Raw genomic sequence first — 17,042 nt, forward strand, 5'->3', positions numbered from 1 at the left:
TGTAAAATGTTAAGTAAGAGAAAATGGTTTTACATTAAGGAAGTGTCAAAACAATGAGTTTTACATTAAATAAATCGATTATTAAAGAAGTATGCGGAGAGACCTCATATAAAAGAGGCGAAGCTTATTATAAAGCAAATAAAGTAATTGTGAATCATTATGATGAAACGAAAGAAATTTGTGAGGCGACGGTAAAAGGGAATGAAGATTTTCATGTTACAGTAGAAAAAGCTAAAAAAGGTGATGTAGTTGCGAGATGTAGTTGTCCTTCATTAGCGTCTTTTCAAACGTACTGTCAACATGTTGCGGCCGTCCTTATACAAATAAATTATAACCAGCAAACGGGTGTGATGCTCCCTGCTAGTAGTGAAAATATGAGCGGAAATGATCAATTAACGAGCGGGATGTTTCAGTTGTTTGCAGACAAACCACTTAAGCCAAAAAGTAAACAACACCGTTTTGATACACGTGAAATATTAGATGTTGCTTTTATATGTTCACCAGTGGCTACGAAAAGTGGTGGGGCCCTTCTTGGAATTCAGTTAAAACTTGCGAAAACATATTTTATAAATCATATTAGAGAATTTCTTTCTAAAGTGGAGAAAAGAGAGACTTTTCATTGTTCTAATGAATTTACATACACACCAGATGTACATAGCTTCAGGCAAGAAACGGATGCGGTTATTCAGCAGCTTATTAAAATGTATCATAATGAAAAAATGTATGAAGATGCGTTAGAAGTACATGCGAAACAAGATGAAAGTATGATATTCATACCGCCAGCTTCGTGGAAAGATATGCTCTCTTCACTTTCTAAAGTTGAGTATGTACAGTTGAAACAAAATGAACAACAGTTTCAGGGCTTACAAATTTCAAACGGTTTATTGCCATTACATTTTGAGTTTACGAAAGGAAATAATGGTGGATTCACACTTCATATAGACGGCCTAAATCGTGTTCAAGTTATGGAAATGTATAACAACGCTCTTTACGATGGGAAATTATATCATTTACCTATGGAAGATTGTATGCGACTTATTGAATTACAAAAGATGATGAGTCGCTCAAATAGCAATCAGTTTTATATTCCTGAAAGTAAGATGGAACATTTCGTAGCGAAAGTTGTGCCAGGATTAATGAAACTTGGAACGGTACGAATTGATGAAGTAATATCAGATTGTGTTGAAACGCCGTCGCTAAAAGCAAAACTGTATTTAGATCGAGTGAAAAATCGTTTGTTAGCAGGTCTTGAATTTCATTATGGAAACGTCATGATCAATCCGTTAGAAGAAGACGGACAGCCGTCTGTTTTTAATCGTGATGAGAAAAAGGAAAAAGAGATTTTAGACATTATGAGTGAAAGTGCCTTCGCGAAAACAGAAGGTGGTTACTTTATGCATAATGAAGAGGCTGAGTATAACTTTTTATATCACGTCGTTCCGTCGTTAAAAGGCTTAGTTGATATTTATGCGACGACAGCAATTAAATTACGTATTCATAAAGGGGATACAGCACCACTTATTAGAGTGAGAAGAAAAGAAAGAATTGATTGGTTATCATTTCGTTTTGATATAAAAGGAATACCGGAAGCAGAAATTAAAGGTGTATTAGTGGCTCTTGAAGAGAAACGCAAATATTACCGATTAGCGAATGGTTCTTTATTATCACTAGAGAGCAAAGAATTTAATGAAATTAATCAGTTTGTGAAAGAATCGGGTATTCGGAAAGAGTTTTTACACGGAGAAGAAGTGAACGTTCCGCTTATCCGGAGTGTAAAATGGATGAACGGACTTCACGAAGGTAATGTTTTAAGTTTAGATGAGTCTGTTCAAGATTTAGTAGAAAGCATTCAAAATCCGAAAAAATTAAAGTTTACAGTGCCGCAAACTTTACATGCTGTAATGAGAGAGTATCAAGTATACGGATTCGAGTGGATGAAAACACTTGCCTATTACCGTTTTGGTGGTATTTTAGCAGATGATATGGGACTTGGAAAAACGCTGCAAAGTATCGCTTACATGGATTCTGTTTTGCCTGAAATTCGGGAGAAGAAGATACCTATATTAGTCGTTTCACCGTCCTCTCTCGTTTACAATTGGTTTAGTGAATTGAAAAAATTCGCCCCACATATTAGAGCGGTTATTGCAGATGGACATCAAACGGAGCGGCGAAAAATATTAAAAGACATAGTGGAATTTGATGTCGTAATTACGTCATATCCATTACTGAGAAGAGATATAAGATCGTATGCGAGGCCGTTTCATACACTGTTTCTTGATGAAGCACAGGCGTTTAAAAATCCTACAACCCAAACTGCAAAAGCAGTAAAAACAATTCAAGCTGAATATCGTTTCGGGCTAACGGGAACGCCTGTCGAAAATTCATTAGAAGAGCTATGGTCTATCTTCCATGTCGTATTTCCGGAATTATTACCAGGAAGAAAAGAATTCGGTGATTTAAGGCGCAAAGATATAGCGAAGCGCGTAAAACCTTTCGTATTAAGACGATTAAAAGAAGACGTATTACAGGAGCTTCCAGATAAAATAGAGCACTTACAGTCATCGGAGTTATTACCAGATCAAAAGAGACTATATGCTGCTTATTTAGCGAAGTTAAGAGAAGAAACGTTAAAACATTTAGATAAAGACACGTTACGTAAAAATAAAATTAGAATATTAGCTGGTTTAACGAGATTGCGACAAATTTGTAATCATCCGGCTTTATTCGTTGATGATTATAAGGGGAGTTCAGCTAAATTTGAACAACTACTAGAGATACTAGAGGAATGCAGAAGTACTGGTAAGAGAATTTTAATCTTTTCTCAATTTACGAAGATGCTGTCTATTATTGGTCGTGAGTTAAATCGTCAAGCGATTCCATACTTTTATTTAGACGGGAGTACACCATCACAAGAACGTGTAGAGCTATGTAATCGGTTTAACGAGGGGGAAGGGGATCTATTTCTCATTTCTTTAAAAGCTGGTGGTACGGGTCTTAACTTAACGGGTGCCGATACGGTTATATTATACGATTTATGGTGGAATCCAGCTGTTGAACAACAAGCAGCTGATAGAGCATATCGAATGGGACAAAAAAATACAGTACAAGTTATAAAATTAGTAGCCCACGGAACAATTGAGGAAAAAATGCATGAACTGCAAGAGAGTAAGAAAAATTTAATCGCTGAAGTGATTGAGCCGGGAGAAGAGAAATTATCATCAATCACGGAGGAAGAAATACGAGATATTTTAATGATTTAATATAAAAAGCTATGCTTTCACATGTATGAGAGCATAGCTTTTTTAGTGTAATAATTATAATTTGTTTTGAACAAAGTAAAGAGATAATACAGAATTTATTTTTTAGTCCCTTTACTTTTATATGGCTTTGCAGCTGCCTTTTTCTTTGCACTTGATTGCCAACGATTCCATCCTTTACTTCCTGTACCTTGTCCTACGCCTTTTTTCGGTTTTGCTTTCGTTTTACTCATATGATCACTCCGTTATATAAAAATCTTATTTGATAATAGTCAATGATTTAGAACATACTCTTTATAAATGACTATGATTGCTTTAAGTAAAAATAAACTGCTTGAATGCTATAGTATAACACGAATTTGCAAGTAAACTGAAAGGAATTACAAAGAAAATGAAAATAATACGAAATACTGCGGATTCTATATTTCGAACGATTACATTACTTGTTGTGTATATGTTAGTTTCGGTTAGTGAAACGTTTTTTGGATTGACAAGACAAAAGAAGTGAAGACGTTATATTGAAAACAATCAATAAAGCCGTAAAATAAAGAATTGAAAAATATTTTTAAATTTTTGTTGACTTTCTTTATTTTTTGTATAGAATAATCATTAATAAAATGTTTCAGAGATGTGACAACAAAACGACTATGAAAGGACGAGTAGTAGTAGGATGTAGTCTAAGCGAGTCAGGGGTGGTGTGAGCCTGATACGAAGCCTATTATGAAGAACCTCCTGGAGTTGCTAACCGAAATCCTTTATTGGAAAGTAGACTTAGCCGGGAACTTCGCCGTTACAAGAAGAACAGTATCGAGATATTTCATCTCCGTATTGTATAAGTGAGCAACCTCTGTTGCTAATTTGGGTGGTACCGCGGAACCAAAGTCTTTCGTCCCAGTTTTTTGGGAAAGAAGGGCTTTTTTTGTTGGCTTCTTTTTACAACATCCAAACATTTTAGGAGGAAACCACCATGTATCAATCATTAATGACAGTAAGAGAGACTCAAATCGCAATTAAGGAAGTTAAAACATTTTTCGAGGATCAATTAGCAAAACGCCTTGAACTATTCCGCGTATCTGCACCATTATTCGTAACGAAAAAATCAGGATTAAACGATCACCTAAACGGTGTAGAACGTCCAATTGAGTTTGATATGTTACATTCAGGAGAAGAATTAGAAATTGTGCATTCACTAGCGAAATGGAAACGATTTGCTTTACATGAATATGGATATGAAGCTGGTGAAGGTTTATATACAAACATGAACGCGATTCGTCGTGATGAAGAACTTGATGCAACACATTCCATTTACGTTGACCAATGGGATTGGGAAAAAATCGTTCAAAAAGAATGGCGTACTGTAGATTACTTGCAAGAAACAGTACGAACAATTTATGGAATATTCAAAGATTTAGAAGACCACTTATTTGAAAAGTATCCGTTCCTTGGAAAGTATTTACCAGAAGAAGTTGTTTTCATCACTTCCCAAGAACTCGAAGATAAATATCCAGAATTAACACCGAAAGATCGTGAACACGCAATTGCAAAAGAACACGGTGCAGTCTTTATTATCGGAATTGGTGATGCACTTCGTTCAGGTGAAAAGCATGATGGACGCGCAGCTGATTATGATGATTGGAAATTAAACGGTGACATTTTATTCTGGCACCCAGTATTACAATCTTCATTCGAATTATCATCAATGGGAATTCGTGTTGATAGTAAATCACTTGATGAGCAGTTAACGAAAACAGGTGAAGACTTCAAACGTGAGTACGATTTCCATAAAGGTATTTTAGAAGACGTACTACCGTTAACAATTGGCGGTGGTATTGGACAATCAAGAATGTGCATGTACTTCTTACGTAAAGCACATATTGGTGAAGTTCAATCTTCTGTATGGCCTGACGATTTACGTGAAGCTTGCAAGAAAGAAAACATTCATCTGTTTTAATAGAAGAGAGAGGATAGCTCAAAGAGTTATTCTCTCTTTTTTATTGTGTAAACGAATGGTTTACAGTGGATTTTACCAATAGTTTCTTTCTTTTTTATCTCCTATTATGTCATAATTTGTTAAAGAAGGGGACGTTATGAGCTTAGGACAACAACTTAAAAGATTACGAGAGTCAAAAGGGTTTTCGCAGGAAGATGTTGCTAAAAAGATTGGTATAACGAGGCAAGCGGTATATAAAGTGAAACTTTAATCAGTGGGCGATTTATCCTACTGATTATTAGTTGAACCAATCGGGCTTTTATAGGCAGTTAATCGCATCTGGCTGCCTTGTTTGTGCTTAAAAGCTTTGATGAGATTTACTGCCTGTTAAAGCGGGGTAAGTGGGAAAATGATAAAAGTTGCCCTGATATTGAAAATTTGATTTTATTGAGTGAAATGTATAATGTTACGCTCGATGAGTTAATAAAAGGGAACCAAAATTTGAAAGAGAAAATACATATTGATGAAGATGAGGATTTTGAGAAAGAGAATGAGTTTGGTTTTCCTATTTATTTCGCCTCTGATATAATCAGTCTTATAAGAGTGGAATTTTGGTATAACAATGAAAATAGAAAATAATCTTGTAGTGTTCAGGTTGTGTGATCACCGTCATAGCTTATGGAAAATGAAGCGGAAAATGAGGTGAATGGATATGCCAAAGCAGAATAAGGCTTATAAATTTCGTCTGTATCCAACAGAAGAACAAGCACATCTTATACGAAAAACATTCGGGTGTGTACGTTTTGTGTATAACAAAATGTTAGTTGAACGAAAAGAAGTATATGAAAAATATAAAGAGAACAAGGAAGAACTAAAGAAAGAAAAATTCCCTACTCCTGCGAAATATAAGACAGAGTATGAATGGTTGAAAGAAGTTGATTCATTGGCATTGGCCAACGCGCAATTAAACTTGCAAACTGCGTATAAGAATTTTTTTAGTGGGAAAAGTGATTTCCCTACATTCAAAAGTAAAAAAAGTAGAAAATCCTATACAACGAATCGAGTAAACGGAAATATTATGTTATTTCATGGTTATATCAAATTACCAAAGTTGAAAATGGTAAAACTGAAGCAACATAGAGAAATCCCACCAAAACATATCATCAAATCGTGTACGATTTCGATGACACCTACTGGTAAATACTATGTGTCCGTCTTGACTGAATATGAAAAAGAGATTGTACAAAAAGAAGTACAAAGTGTAGTTGGATTAGACTTCGCAATGGCTGAATTGTATGTGAGTAGCGAAGATGAGAAAGCCAATTATCCTCGCTTTTATCGTCAGATGTTAGAGAAATTAGCGAAGGCACAACGAGTATTAGCAAGACGTGTGAAAGGTTCAGAGCGCTGGAATAAACAACGTATTCGTGTAGCGAAATTGCATGAAAAGGTCGCCAATCAACGTGAAAATTTTCTTCATCATAAGTCTAAAGAATTAGCTACGAGTTTTGACGTTGTAGCAATCGAAGACTTACATATGAAAGGAATGTCACGAGCATTTAGATTTGGTAAGAGTGTAGCGGATAACAGTTGGAGGATGTTCACGACATTTTTAGCATATAAGCTACAAGAACAAGGAAAACAGCTTGTAAAAATAGATAAATGGTTTCCTTCTACAAAGATGTGTAGTAATTGTGGAAATAAAAAAGAAATGCCGTTATGTGAACGCACGTATGCGTGTTTGTGTGGACTCACAATTGGCCGTGATTATAATGCAGCGATCAATATCAAAAAGGAAGCCATCCGCTTATTAGTGTTGGCATAAATAGTAATAAAATAACCTTTGGAACAAGGGAGTTAGCTCGGCTGTCCTAGGACAAATTCGTTAGCTATCAAAAGTAGCGATGAACCGAGAAGCCCCTACTTCAAGTAAGCTCGTAAGAGATACTAAGTGGTGGGTAGTTCACAAGAAAAGATATATATGATAAGAAGTGAGAAGAGTCGGTTATATTTCCTAGGAAAGAGTATAACAAGTAATTGAATTGTTTTATAATGATTTCGGGATGTTGATAGTATGTTAAAAAGTTCAAACAAGCATAACCCCGCTCTAAAGCTAGGACGGGGTTCAAAATCTAAGTTTTATTAAGCGTAAAGTTCTTTCAAATATTTTTACTTCAGTAAAGAATTCTAATAAAACATTACTTATTTGTTACCGAGTTCTTCCGCTAAACCGATTAAAATTCCTTCGGTTCCACGAATGTAGCAGAGTCGATACGAGTTCTCATACTGAACTACTTCACCAACGAGCTGAGCACCATGCTTAGTCAGTCTGGATACCATTTCGTCAATGTCCTCAACGGTGAACATGACGCGCAAATAACCGAGGGCGTTTACAGGAGCTGTCCGATGGTCTGCAATAGTAGGGGGGGTGAGAAATCGCGAAAGTTCAATTCGGCTGTGGCCATCTGGGGTAACCATCATAGCAATCTCTACGCACTGAGAACCGAGTCCAGTTACGCGACCAGCCCATTCACCTTCAACAGTAGCTCGCCCTTCGAGATTCAAGCCAATCTCCTCGAAGAAAGAGATTGCGTTATCAAGTGATTCTACAACGATGCTGACATTGTCCATTCGTAGTAATCGGTTGTTTGCCATAGTTTTTATCTCCTTTTATGTATAAATTTATTATTTAATTATCCTCATAATTATACTAAAATCTCTTCTAAACAAAAAACATCTTGTCACAGTGTAGGAAAATGTGACAAGGTGTTTTCGGGCATAGTATATAAAATCTTGTTAACGAATAACACTTCGTAAACCCTTTACTATTGAAATATACGAGAACTTTATTTCGTGAATGCTATCATTTCAAGAATTTGATACTGTAATTGCTATTCGATAGAATAACTTCGACTTTCCCACAAAACAGTCCTACCCTGTTTCTATTTATATAGGAAGGAAATAGATTCATATATTTTTTAAAGTTTTACCGGTGGAAATTAACTCATCTGCACTAAAGGCTCAATTTTTGCCATAAATGATTGATGCAGCGCCTCAACACCTGTTACTAAATGAAGGCGGTCAATAACGACAGATACTTTAATTTCTGATGTACTTACCATTTTAATATGAATATTTTCTTCTTTTAAAGTAGTGAACATATTCGCAGCAACACCTGGATTAGAGACCATACCAGATCCTACAATGGATACTTTTGCTAAATGATTTTCATATTCTACAGATTCATAGTGAAGTGTTTCTTGATTTTGTTCTAATACCTCTAATGTTTCTTTTAAATCATTAGAATGGATTGAGAAGGAGAGGTGAACAGTTCCTTCATTTGTAATACTTTGGATGATGATATCTACATTAATATGTGCCGCTGCTAATGTAGAGAAAACTGTTGAAAGTGCACCTTGTTCCAATCCTTTCATTGTGACGCGTGTAATATTATCTTCAAATGCAATACCTTTAACGATTGATTGTTGTTCCATGTTACATTCTCCTTTTACAATTGTTCCGTTTTCTTGTTCCATACTTGAGCGAACTTCTAACATGACATTATGATTTTTAGCAAACTCAACAGCACGCGGGTGTAATACAACAGCACCGAGGTTTGCTAGTTCTAGCATTTCGTCATAAGAAATTTCATCTAATTTATAAGCATCTTTTACAACTCGTGGGTCCGTCGTATATACACCGGTCACATCCGTGTAAATATCACATTTTTTTGCTTTCAGTGCAGCAGCTAATGCAACAGCAGTTGTATCAGAACCACCACGTCCAAGCGTTGTAATTTCATGTTCTTTACTGGCTCCTTGGAAGCCAGCTACAATAACAATCGTACCTTCAGTAAGATAAGATTGAATTCGATCTGTATGAATGTCAGTAATCCGTGCACTACTATGTACAGATTCTGTCGTAATACCAGCTTGCCATCCTGTTAATGAAATCGCGTTATAACCTTTTGCTTGTAGTGCCATCGTTAATAATGAAATAGTAACTTGCTCTCCTGTTGATAGAAGCATATCCATTTCGCGTTTACTCGGATTTTCTGAAATCGCGTCAGCAAGTGCTACGAGTTCATCTGTGCTTTTTCCCATTGCTGAAACGACAGAGACGATACTATGTCCTCGTTCATATTCTTCAATAATTAAATTTGCTACATGTTGAATGCGCTCAACGCTTCCAACAGAAGTGCCACCAAATTTTTGTACAATCGTTTCCATTACGAATTCCTTCTTTCATCCATTTTTAAGAATAGATTAGGACATATATAGATCCCAATATTCCTGTAGTTACCAGAGAAAAACAAAAAACACCATCTCAAATAAGTGAGGATGGTGCTGTTACAGGAAAAGGGAAACAGAAAACGGAGCTAATAAAAAAACCGCCAAAAAAGGAATATCATAAAAATGATATCTCTTTTTTGTAGATAGCTCTTCATACATACACTTCTGTACATATGACAGTTCTGTTTCTATTCGAAAACAGCCCCAATCGATAAATGCAGAGAAAATTATCGATTTCGGCAATACTTCCTTTCATCTAATTTCATAGACATCTCTGTGTCTCCATTAGAATAATCATAAGTATCGCAACCTCTATCTCACGTTTTAGGCGAGAGTGTTTGATTTATAAAGTTGTTGGTAACATTTGTTTTATAATAATTTAAATTTTTCGGGGAATCAAGTGTTTTGTATAAATTTTAAAAATTCTTTCTCTTTGCGGAAAAGTTTGTGAAAAATGTAGCAAAATAAATTCATTGCATGTACATTAAAATTATAGTGCATTGGAGGTGGAAGAATGAAGGGGAAAAAGCCTATTTATGTTTCGGCAGAAATGAACACAACAATGGAGAAATTATGGGAATACACGCAAGAACCACATATACATACAGAATGGGATGCTCGCTTTACTGAAATTTCATATTTAGAGAAAAAAGAAGGAGAACCACAGAAGTTTTTATATAAAACAAAGATCGGATTTGGACTTGAAATAGCTGGGGAAGGAGAATCGATAGGTGAAATAAGAAAAGAAACGGGAGAACGTATTTCTTCTTTAAAATTTTGGACGGATAATAGATTATCTCTTATTCAAACAGGGCGTGGTTATTGGAAGTATACCCCTCGTAAAGAACACATTCATTTTGAGACGCAATATGATTATGATACGAGGTTTGGTCGTATAGGGAATGTAATAGATTTCTATATGTTTCGGCCGTTATTAGGCTGGGCGACTGCTTGGAGTTTTGACGCTTTAAAATTATGGTTAGAAAAGGGATTGCACCCTAGGTTACTAATTAGAAGAACAATGACATATTGGCTCGTATGTTTTTTATTTGCTTTTGTATGGATATATCAAGGAATAGTGCCGAAACTAATGTTTATCCATTCAGAAGAAGTAAAAATGCTATCGGTGATAATTGGTTCAACTGAACATAGTATTTTTGTACTTAAAATAATTGGATTGTTAGAAATTATTTTTGGTGTCATATGGCTGTTGCCATTTCCAAAACGAAAAGTATTTATCGTACATATTTTTATGTTAATAGCCTTAACGATAGCGGCAGGGCTTACGAATATTGCAAGTTTTACAGAGCCGTTTAATCCAATTACATTAAACGTTCTAATCATGGGATTATCAATTGTCGGTTATATAAATAGCACGAACTTGCCAAGCTCAAAAAATTGCAAGAGGAAGAGAAAGGGATAATGTATGGCTAATATGTATGAAAGACTATTAGGGGATTCTTATAAAAAACTACATCCAAAATTACAGAAACGCTATGAAATTACAGAAGAAAATAGTTTTACTGGAGAAGGAAAGATGGATGAGATTTATGGTGGTTCTTTTTTCGTAAAATTCATATTAAAAATTGCATCAAAGTTCCGTATGTTTTTCCCTGAGCGGGGGAAGGAAGTGCCATTTACAATACATAATACCGCTGAGCGGGATGAATATGGACATGAACTTGTGCGGTGGAATCGTACTTTTTATTTTCACAATAAGAAAAGATATTTTAACGCCGTTATGCAGTTGGATGAAGAGAATAATGAAATTGTAGATTGTTTTGGTGAACCACACATACTTGTTTCTACATTGAATTTTCATATTGATGAGGTGGGGGCAATGCATATTTCCTCAAAGAAACAATGGTTTTACATGTTTGGCAGAAAAGTCCCGTTACCTAGATTCTTATACGGAGAGGCCAACATTGTAGAAAGTTATGATGAAACACGACAATGCTTTCGAATTCATGTACAAGTACGCAATCCGTTAATCGGTTCATTATTTTCATATAAGGGAACATTTGTGGAGAGGAAATAAATGATATGAAAAATATAATAGTTGGGCTTGCTTGTTATATTGTTTTTCTAATATGTGAGTGGACAAATGTAAACCCAGTTGAAGCAATTATTTTATTATCTATTTTGTTATTTATACCGATGTCATTTTGCATTCTTGATAAAAAGACAAGAAGTGGATCATATGTATCCTTTTATAAACTAGTATCGCTTTTATATCCAATCGCAGCAATTAGTGCAATGTTAGCTTTCGTAACAAATCACTATTTCTTTGCATTACTTTGGTTTGTATATACAGGAATCGTTGCGTTATTCGGTGTAAGTAGAGTGCTAGAAAGAGGATGGAAACCGTTAGAGGAGACAGCTATCGATAGTGCGTTTATTTATTTGTTTTTAGGTGGTTTCTGGTTTTTTGCTTCTGTAGCAAAACTTTCCATTATGCACTTTAGTTCTGACATTGTTTTGCTTACAGCTGCACACTTTCATTATTCGGCATTTCTATTGCCGTTATCAGCTGGTTTAATTGGGAGGAAAAGAGAAAAGAGAAGTAAAGTATATGATGCTATTATGTTTTTCATCGTCATTTCACCTATGACAGTTGCAATAGGAATTACGTACTCAAGAGTATTTGAATTTTTTGCAGTTTTCCTATATTTATGCGCTATTTATAGTTATGGGATTTATGTTTGGCGTACGAAATTTAATGCTATTAGTGCAAAAGTTCTCCTGATCATATCTTCTAGCACACTCATGGTAACAATTATGTTTTCACTTGTATATTCATATGGGAATTTGAAACATGTAATGACAATTACAATTGCTCAAATGGTTTGGATTCACGGTGTTGTCAATGGAATTGGAGTAGCGTTACCGGCATTTGTCGGCTGGATGATTGAAAAGAGTGCTCCGAATCATAAATATTACGGGAAACCAATGAGCAGGTTAATAGGAACTACGACAGTTGGTGAAGCATTTTTACATAACAGAAGTTTAATAGATAGCAAGGAATACAAAGGTTTAGTTGATAATATGAACGATTTTCATAGTGAGGGATTTGACATGGCGAAGATTCCTTTAAGTATTACTCGTTTTTATGAAAATACAAAAGGGTATGAGTTACAATCGTATATTAAGTGGGCTCGTTGGTTTCGTCCGGTTGCATTTTGCTATGAGAAAATGAGTAAGCGTGTAGGACAAATACATTTAGGAATGGGCGGTAAGTGGGAAACGATGCATGGCTCTATCGTTGGGATAATAGATGAGAAAGATGGAAGGGAGAATGTAAGGGCTTGGCTAAGAAAAAATGAAGCAGGAGAATCTATTTTTGTAGCTCTTTACTCAAAGCACACATATAAGAGCGAGACATATATGAATATTGCATTACCTTTACCATATTCGAATATGACGGGGGTTTTAAAATTATGTAATAAGAGTAATGATTTAATCATTACTAGTAAGCTGAGAAGAAACGGTAAAGGAGATGAGGGGATTTATTTACATACTCGTTTCTTTACAATTCGTTTACCGTTAGAAGAGACTTTTATTATAAAAGAGAACACGAATCACATATTAAAAGCTAACCATAGAATGTGGATATTTGGAGTTAAGTTTTTAGAAATTGATTATGAGATTAAGAAAATAGAAGGAAAGTAAAAAAAGCTTGGAGAGATACCAAGCTTTTTTACGTATGCGTAATTGTCATAGCAACTTGTTTATCTAAGTCCCGGTCCCAAACACGTTGAATTTCAAACGTACCTTTTTCAAAAAATAATGGGAATCTCTCTTTAAACCAATTTTGCATAGGAAGATTTAGTGCCTCATCAATTGGCACCCATAATAATTCGCCCTCAGGAGGGTTTATAAGAAGTTCACCATCAAACGAATCTGTCCAATAATTGAATACCATATATCGAACATTTTCTTTCGGATTTATATATTCGTCTAACCCCTTGAAAATTAAATTAGAAACGTGAAATCCAGTTTCCTCTTTCGATTCTCGTATAGCAGCTTGAACGATACTTTCTGGGAAATCTACTTTTCCGCCAGGAGCAATGTAGCCAGGAAAACCTCGATGATCGGGGCGTTTTATAAGTAAAACTTCATTATTTCGCTGGATCATACACATTGTATAGATGCGGTGCTCGATGTTATGAGGATTTTGAGGCATAATCATGTATTCTCCTTTATATTTATTTTGATAATTTTACCATAACATAATGGTTTCTTATATAATTAAAAAAGAATATTAGGAATCTTTAGTGATATATTATAAAGTTTATAATCATTTGAAAAGAGGAGAGAGAAATGCAAGGGGAAGTACAAAGAGAAAAAGCTTTGGGGTATGTTGGTAAATTATTGTTGCCAGTTAGAGTATCACGGCATTTTAAGTTTTTGTTGATTGGACAATTGCTTTCAACTTTAGGGAGTTCTATAACGATGGTAATTTTACCAGTCGTTGTGTATTCATTAACAGGTTCAACAGTTGTAATGGGAATGACGATGGCAATGTACATGCTACCTAATATTCTTGCGTTACCGTTTGCTGGATTAGTCATAGATCGAATTGATCGAGTGAAAATAATGTTATTTACAGATATAATTCGCTGTATATTAATGCTATTACTTGCAACTCTTATATTTATGGACGTTTTAACAATTCCACTTCTATACGTACTCGTAGCATTATACGGACTTATGGAAGGCATATTTCAGCCGGCGTATGCGGCTGTAAGAGCGAAAGTATTTGTATCGGAAATTCGAAATGCAGCTAATGCATTAACGCAAATGAGTAATCAAGGTATACGACTAATTGGACCGGCTCTTGGAGGATTGATCGTTTCAGTTGCATCTGCTGGGATAGGGTTTGGATTAGATGCAGTAACGTATTTGTTATCATTTTTTTGTTTATTATTTTTAAGTGAAATAAAGTTTAAAAAAGTAAAACCCATTGAAAAGAGAAAGGTCGATTACAAACAAGAGTTTATGGAAGGTATTTTAGTGTTAAAAAGTCATCCGTGGCTATGGATTACAATTTTGGTTTTTTCTTTCGTAAACATTTGTTATGCCGGCATTATCGTCGTATTAATTCCATGGTTATTTAATGTTCATCATCATTTTGAAGCTTACGTGTATGGATTAGGAATGGCATCCTCTGGTGTTGGAGCTGTAATTGCCGCACTTATTTTTGGTGGGAAGGAGCGGTGGCGTAAGCGGGGATTACTTGCCTATGGTGGTGTTTTAATAAGCGGTTGTGCGCTTTTAATAATGCCGTTTATTACTTGGGGCCCTGCTTTAATTGGATTAATGGCAATTGAAGGATTCGGTATGATGATATTTGGACTCATTTGGGAAACGAGTTTACAAGAGCTTGTGCCAGAAGAAGCATTTGGAAGAGTGGCAAGCCTTGATATGTTAGGTTCATTTGCTTTATTGCCACTAGGTTATGTGGTTGTAGGATGGTTAGCTACTGTTATAGGTGGCGAAATAGCGATTATAACACTAGCTATATTAGTACTTGTAACAATTGGAGTAGCGTTATGTGTACCTAGTATTCGTCGGTTCGATTGATTATGTAGGCTAAAAGGGGGATATGGTATATGAATATAGAAAACCTACATGATTTACTAGTACATGAGTTGGGATATAAATACATTTTGGGAGAAAAGATAGTTGAAGCAAAAAATTTCACAGTATATATCGCTACCTATAGAGAAAATAGGCTAGCATATAACCAACTAGTATTAATAAAGCATCTTTATAATGAAAAGCCCTCCGTACATATTTGGCATAGGAAAATTAGTATGGAAGCAACAGAGCTGGAAATTACAGAAGAAGTGACGGAAGCGATTCAATCTGGTTTTATAAATGAAGAATAAGCCCTAATTAAATTAGGGCTTATTCTTCATTAAACACAAATGTTTGTTTCATTTGTTCCCCCTCATTTACCGGATGACCGTTGTATGAGAAATTTTTTTCTTCCCAAGTAATGACGACTTTAAAATTATGGCTATTAAAGTCTAAAGGGAATACGATGTAGTCAGAGCTTGTCTGACTTTTAGAAACGTTGTTATGTAACGTAGTAGGATTAAAAGTAGCTTTAGAGGTAGGAGTGTTATCAAGTATTTCCACTGATACATTTGATACATCATTACCGATGTTTTTTATGAGTAAACTATATGTATCATATACACCCTTTTTTGGCTGCACTGCTTGCTTGTTTGCGTTATGAGATTTATCAATTTCGATATGCCACTGTTTAGAATTTGAAACAATTGGTAGTGATTGAAATGTGTACGCACTAGCTTGTATTGGTAGTGCTAAACAGATTAGTGTAAAGAGAGAAAATATTTTTCGCTTCATCTTTAGAGAGCTCCCATTCTTTAACGGATTTATTTATTAGTATCTTCTCTTTATGTGAGTATATACCATATAATGTAAGGTGATATTTATGACCCTCATGAATGTAATTTACATTTTAAATGCGAAAATTAACTGCTGTATTCTTTATGAAAACTGTGTAGAGATTTTTCTACACAGTTTTTTCTGATGAGAAAATTTTCCAATATTATGTTAAAATATCATTGTCATACAACAAGGGGGATTTGTTTTATGGAAAATGGATATCTTGCTAACGTAGATGTAACGAAAAGAATTGAATCGAAATCTAAGTACAATAAGAAACTTGAAAAATATCAAAGGCGCTTATTAGCATTGCAGCAAATAGTAAAAGAAGAAAAAATCGCAGTTATGCTCGTTATGGAAGGCTGGGATGCGGCTGGAAAAGGCGGAGCAATTAAGCGAGTGACGGAACATCTTGATCCGCGCGGGTTTCAAGTAAATCCAATTGGAGCACCAGCACCTCATGAAAAACGGTACCACTACTTGCAACGTTTCTGGCGAAAACTTCCTCAGTACGGGCAAATTACTATTTTTGATCGCTCATGGTACGGACGTGTGTTAGTTGAGCGTGTTGAAGGTTTTGCTACAAAGGAGGAGTGGACGAGAGCGTATGATGAGATTAATGATTTTGAAAAACTATTAACAGATGATCATTATATAATCGGGAAGTTCTTCTATCATATTAGTAAAGATGAACAATTAAAGAGGTTTAAAGATAGAGAGAAAAACCCTTTGAAAAGATGGAAAATTACAGACGAAGATTGGCGTAATCGTGAAAAGTGGGACGAGTATGTTGAAGCAATGGAAGACATGTTTGAAAAAACAAATAAGCCAAATGCGAAATGGCAAATTATCGCAAGTAACGATAAATTATACGCACGTTTGAAAACGTTGAAAGTTATTATTTCATTAATTGAGGATTACCTCTTAGAACATAATATAGAATTACCTTCGTATTATTATGAAATAAAAGATGGAAAGACAGAAGGCTTTGAAACTATTCAAGATGAAGTTGTAAAATAGTACAAAGCTTGTATATGAAATATAAAGTAGAGCCACCCTGTAATTTTAGATAATAAAATTACAGGGGGTTTTTATTTAGAAACATTTTACAATTAACTGAATGAGGTATATAATCAATAATCATAT

Annotated in this window: 15 protein-coding genes, 1 pseudogene, 1 riboswitch and 1 other annotated feature; of the genes and pseudogenes, 11 read left to right on the top strand and 5 right to left on the bottom strand. The window is 35.1% G+C overall.

The genetic code is table 11. The annotated features are described in order from the left end of the window. The first annotated feature begins 53 nt into the window (after positions 1-53). A complete protein-coding gene (locus tag DT250_RS20655; RefSeq protein WP_149213649.1) occupies positions 54-3,260 on the top strand; it encodes a DEAD/DEAH box helicase in 3,207 nt (1,068 codons plus the stop codon). 95 nt (positions 3,261-3,355) lie between these two features. Here the strand turns inward: DT250_RS20655 and DT250_RS20660 are convergent, their stop codons facing one another. Further along, positions 3,356-3,490 carry a DUF3934 domain-containing protein gene (locus tag DT250_RS20660; protein WP_000047588.1) on the bottom strand — a complete coding sequence of 45 codons (135 nt, stop codon included), beginning with the start codon at positions 3,488-3,490 and terminating at the stop codon, positions 3,356-3,358. A gap of 405 nt (positions 3,491-3,895) precedes the next feature. Next, positions 3,896-4,154, top strand: a binding site (T-box leader). A gap of 70 nt (positions 4,155-4,224) precedes the next feature. Between DT250_RS20660 and asnA the strand changes: the two genes are divergently transcribed. The 4 genes and pseudogenes from asnA (at position 4,225) to DT250_RS20680 (ending at position 7,012) form a co-directional block, all read left to right on the top strand. Further along, positions 4,225-5,208 (top strand): aspartate--ammonia ligase, encoded by a 984-nt coding sequence (gene asnA / locus DT250_RS20665; RefSeq protein WP_000284905.1) that lies wholly within the window; start codon positions 4,225-4,227, stop codon positions 5,206-5,208. 136 nt (positions 5,209-5,344) lie between these two features. Then, a complete protein-coding gene (locus DT250_RS20670) occupies positions 5,345-5,458 on the top strand; it encodes a helix-turn-helix transcriptional regulator (protein WP_088092057.1) in 114 nt (37 codons plus the stop codon). Between the two features lie 83 nt (positions 5,459-5,541). Beyond that, a pseudogene (locus tag DT250_RS20675) lies at positions 5,542-5,781 on the top strand (helix-turn-helix domain-containing protein); the annotation flags it as partial. A gap of 118 nt (positions 5,782-5,899) precedes the next feature. After that, the gene (locus DT250_RS20680; protein WP_149213650.1) at positions 5,900-7,012 is read left to right on the top strand and encodes an RNA-guided endonuclease TnpB family protein; all 1,113 of its coding nucleotides are present in this window, start codon (positions 5,900-5,902) and stop codon (positions 7,010-7,012) included. Positions 7,013-7,389: 377 nt separating this feature from the next. On the opposite strand, the gene DT250_RS20685 is transcribed toward DT250_RS20680, so the two are convergent. Both DT250_RS20685 and DT250_RS20690 read right to left on the bottom strand, forming a co-directional pair. Continuing rightward, a complete protein-coding gene (locus tag DT250_RS20685; RefSeq protein WP_000002878.1) occupies positions 7,390-7,842 on the bottom strand; it encodes a VOC family protein in 453 nt (150 codons plus the stop codon). Positions 7,843-8,186: 344 nt separating this feature from the next. Next, entirely contained in the window at positions 8,187-9,416 is a 1,230-nt protein-coding gene (locus tag DT250_RS20690) for an aspartate kinase (RefSeq protein WP_149213651.1), read from the bottom strand. Between the two features lie 199 nt (positions 9,417-9,615). Beyond that, positions 9,616-9,802: riboswitch (Lysine riboswitch) on the bottom strand. Between the two features lie 191 nt (positions 9,803-9,993). Here DT250_RS20690 and DT250_RS20700 point away from each other — a divergent pair. Genes DT250_RS20700 through DT250_RS20710 form a run of 3 tightly spaced genes read left to right on the top strand, consistent with a single transcriptional unit; the run spans position 9,994 to position 13,148 of the window. Then, on the top strand, positions 9,994-10,902 hold the full coding sequence (locus tag DT250_RS20700) for a DoxX-like family protein (protein WP_149213652.1): 909 nt from the start codon (positions 9,994-9,996) through the stop codon (positions 10,900-10,902). Between the two features lie 3 nt (positions 10,903-10,905). After that, on the top strand, positions 10,906-11,517 hold the full coding sequence (locus tag DT250_RS20705) for a DUF4166 domain-containing protein (protein WP_149213653.1): 612 nt from the start codon (positions 10,906-10,908) through the stop codon (positions 11,515-11,517). A 5-nt stretch (positions 11,518-11,522) separates the two neighbouring features. Next, complete coding sequence (locus tag DT250_RS20710; protein WP_149213654.1) at positions 11,523-13,148, top strand: YndJ family protein; 1,626 nt, start codon at positions 11,523-11,525, stop codon at positions 13,146-13,148. A 28-nt stretch (positions 13,149-13,176) separates the two neighbouring features. Here the strand turns inward: DT250_RS20710 and DT250_RS20715 are convergent, their stop codons facing one another. Next, a complete protein-coding gene (locus DT250_RS20715; protein WP_149213655.1) occupies positions 13,177-13,662 on the bottom strand; it encodes an 8-oxo-dGTP diphosphatase in 486 nt (161 codons plus the stop codon). A gap of 137 nt (positions 13,663-13,799) precedes the next feature. Here DT250_RS20715 and DT250_RS20720 point away from each other — a divergent pair, with 137 nt between their 5' ends. Beyond that, a complete protein-coding gene (locus DT250_RS20720; protein WP_149213656.1) occupies positions 13,800-15,062 on the top strand; it encodes an MFS transporter in 1,263 nt (420 codons plus the stop codon). Positions 15,063-15,091: 29 nt separating this feature from the next. Next, the gene (locus DT250_RS20725) at positions 15,092-15,370 is read left to right on the top strand and encodes a hypothetical protein (protein ID WP_149213657.1); all 279 of its coding nucleotides are present in this window, start codon (positions 15,092-15,094) and stop codon (positions 15,368-15,370) included. 19 nt (positions 15,371-15,389) lie between these two features. On the opposite strand, the gene DT250_RS20730 is transcribed toward DT250_RS20725, so the two are convergent. After that, positions 15,390-15,854 carry a hypothetical protein gene (locus tag DT250_RS20730; RefSeq protein ID WP_149213658.1) on the bottom strand — a complete coding sequence of 155 codons (465 nt, stop codon included), beginning with the start codon at positions 15,852-15,854 and terminating at the stop codon, positions 15,390-15,392. A 249-nt stretch (positions 15,855-16,103) separates the two neighbouring features. Between DT250_RS20730 and DT250_RS20735 the strand changes: the two genes are divergently transcribed. Then, complete coding sequence (locus DT250_RS20735) at positions 16,104-16,916, top strand: polyphosphate kinase 2 family protein (protein ID WP_149213659.1); 813 nt, start codon at positions 16,104-16,106, stop codon at positions 16,914-16,916. Positions 16,917-17,042: the final 126 nt, after the last annotated feature.

The sequence above is a fragment of the Bacillus sp. AR2-1 genome (assembly GCF_008368755.1).
Classification (GTDB): Bacteria; Bacillota; Bacilli; order Bacillales; family Bacillaceae_G; genus Bacillus_A; species Bacillus_A wiedmannii.

Coding starts and splice junctions, on each gene's coding strand:
- DT250_RS20655 (WP_149213649.1), top strand. CDS start 54: ATGAGTTTTACATTAAATAAATCGATTATTAAAGAAGTATGCGGAGAG.
- DT250_RS20660 (WP_000047588.1), bottom strand. CDS start 3,490: ATGAGTAAAACGAAAGCAAAACCGAAAAAAGGCGTAGGACAAGGTACA.
- asnA (WP_000284905.1), top strand. CDS start 4,225: ATGTATCAATCATTAATGACAGTAAGAGAGACTCAAATCGCAATTAAG.
- DT250_RS20670 (WP_088092057.1), top strand. CDS start 5,345: ATGAGCTTAGGACAACAACTTAAAAGATTACGAGAGTCAAAAGGGTTT.
- DT250_RS20680 (WP_149213650.1), top strand. CDS start 5,900: ATGCCAAAGCAGAATAAGGCTTATAAATTTCGTCTGTATCCAACAGAA.
- DT250_RS20685 (WP_000002878.1), bottom strand. CDS start 7,842: ATGGCAAACAACCGATTACTACGAATGGACAATGTCAGCATCGTTGTA.
- DT250_RS20690 (WP_149213651.1), bottom strand. CDS start 9,416: ATGGAAACGATTGTACAAAAATTTGGTGGCACTTCTGTTGGAAGCGTT.
- DT250_RS20700 (WP_149213652.1), top strand. CDS start 9,994: ATGAAGGGGAAAAAGCCTATTTATGTTTCGGCAGAAATGAACACAACA.
- DT250_RS20705 (WP_149213653.1), top strand. CDS start 10,906: ATGGCTAATATGTATGAAAGACTATTAGGGGATTCTTATAAAAAACTA.
- DT250_RS20710 (WP_149213654.1), top strand. CDS start 11,523: ATGAAAAATATAATAGTTGGGCTTGCTTGTTATATTGTTTTTCTAATA.
- DT250_RS20715 (WP_149213655.1), bottom strand. CDS start 13,662: ATGCCTCAAAATCCTCATAACATCGAGCACCGCATCTATACAATGTGT.
- DT250_RS20720 (WP_149213656.1), top strand. CDS start 13,800: ATGCAAGGGGAAGTACAAAGAGAAAAAGCTTTGGGGTATGTTGGTAAA.
- DT250_RS20725 (WP_149213657.1), top strand. CDS start 15,092: ATGAATATAGAAAACCTACATGATTTACTAGTACATGAGTTGGGATAT.
- DT250_RS20730 (WP_149213658.1), bottom strand. CDS start 15,854: ATGAAGCGAAAAATATTTTCTCTCTTTACACTAATCTGTTTAGCACTA.
- DT250_RS20735 (WP_149213659.1), top strand. CDS start 16,104: ATGGAAAATGGATATCTTGCTAACGTAGATGTAACGAAAAGAATTGAA.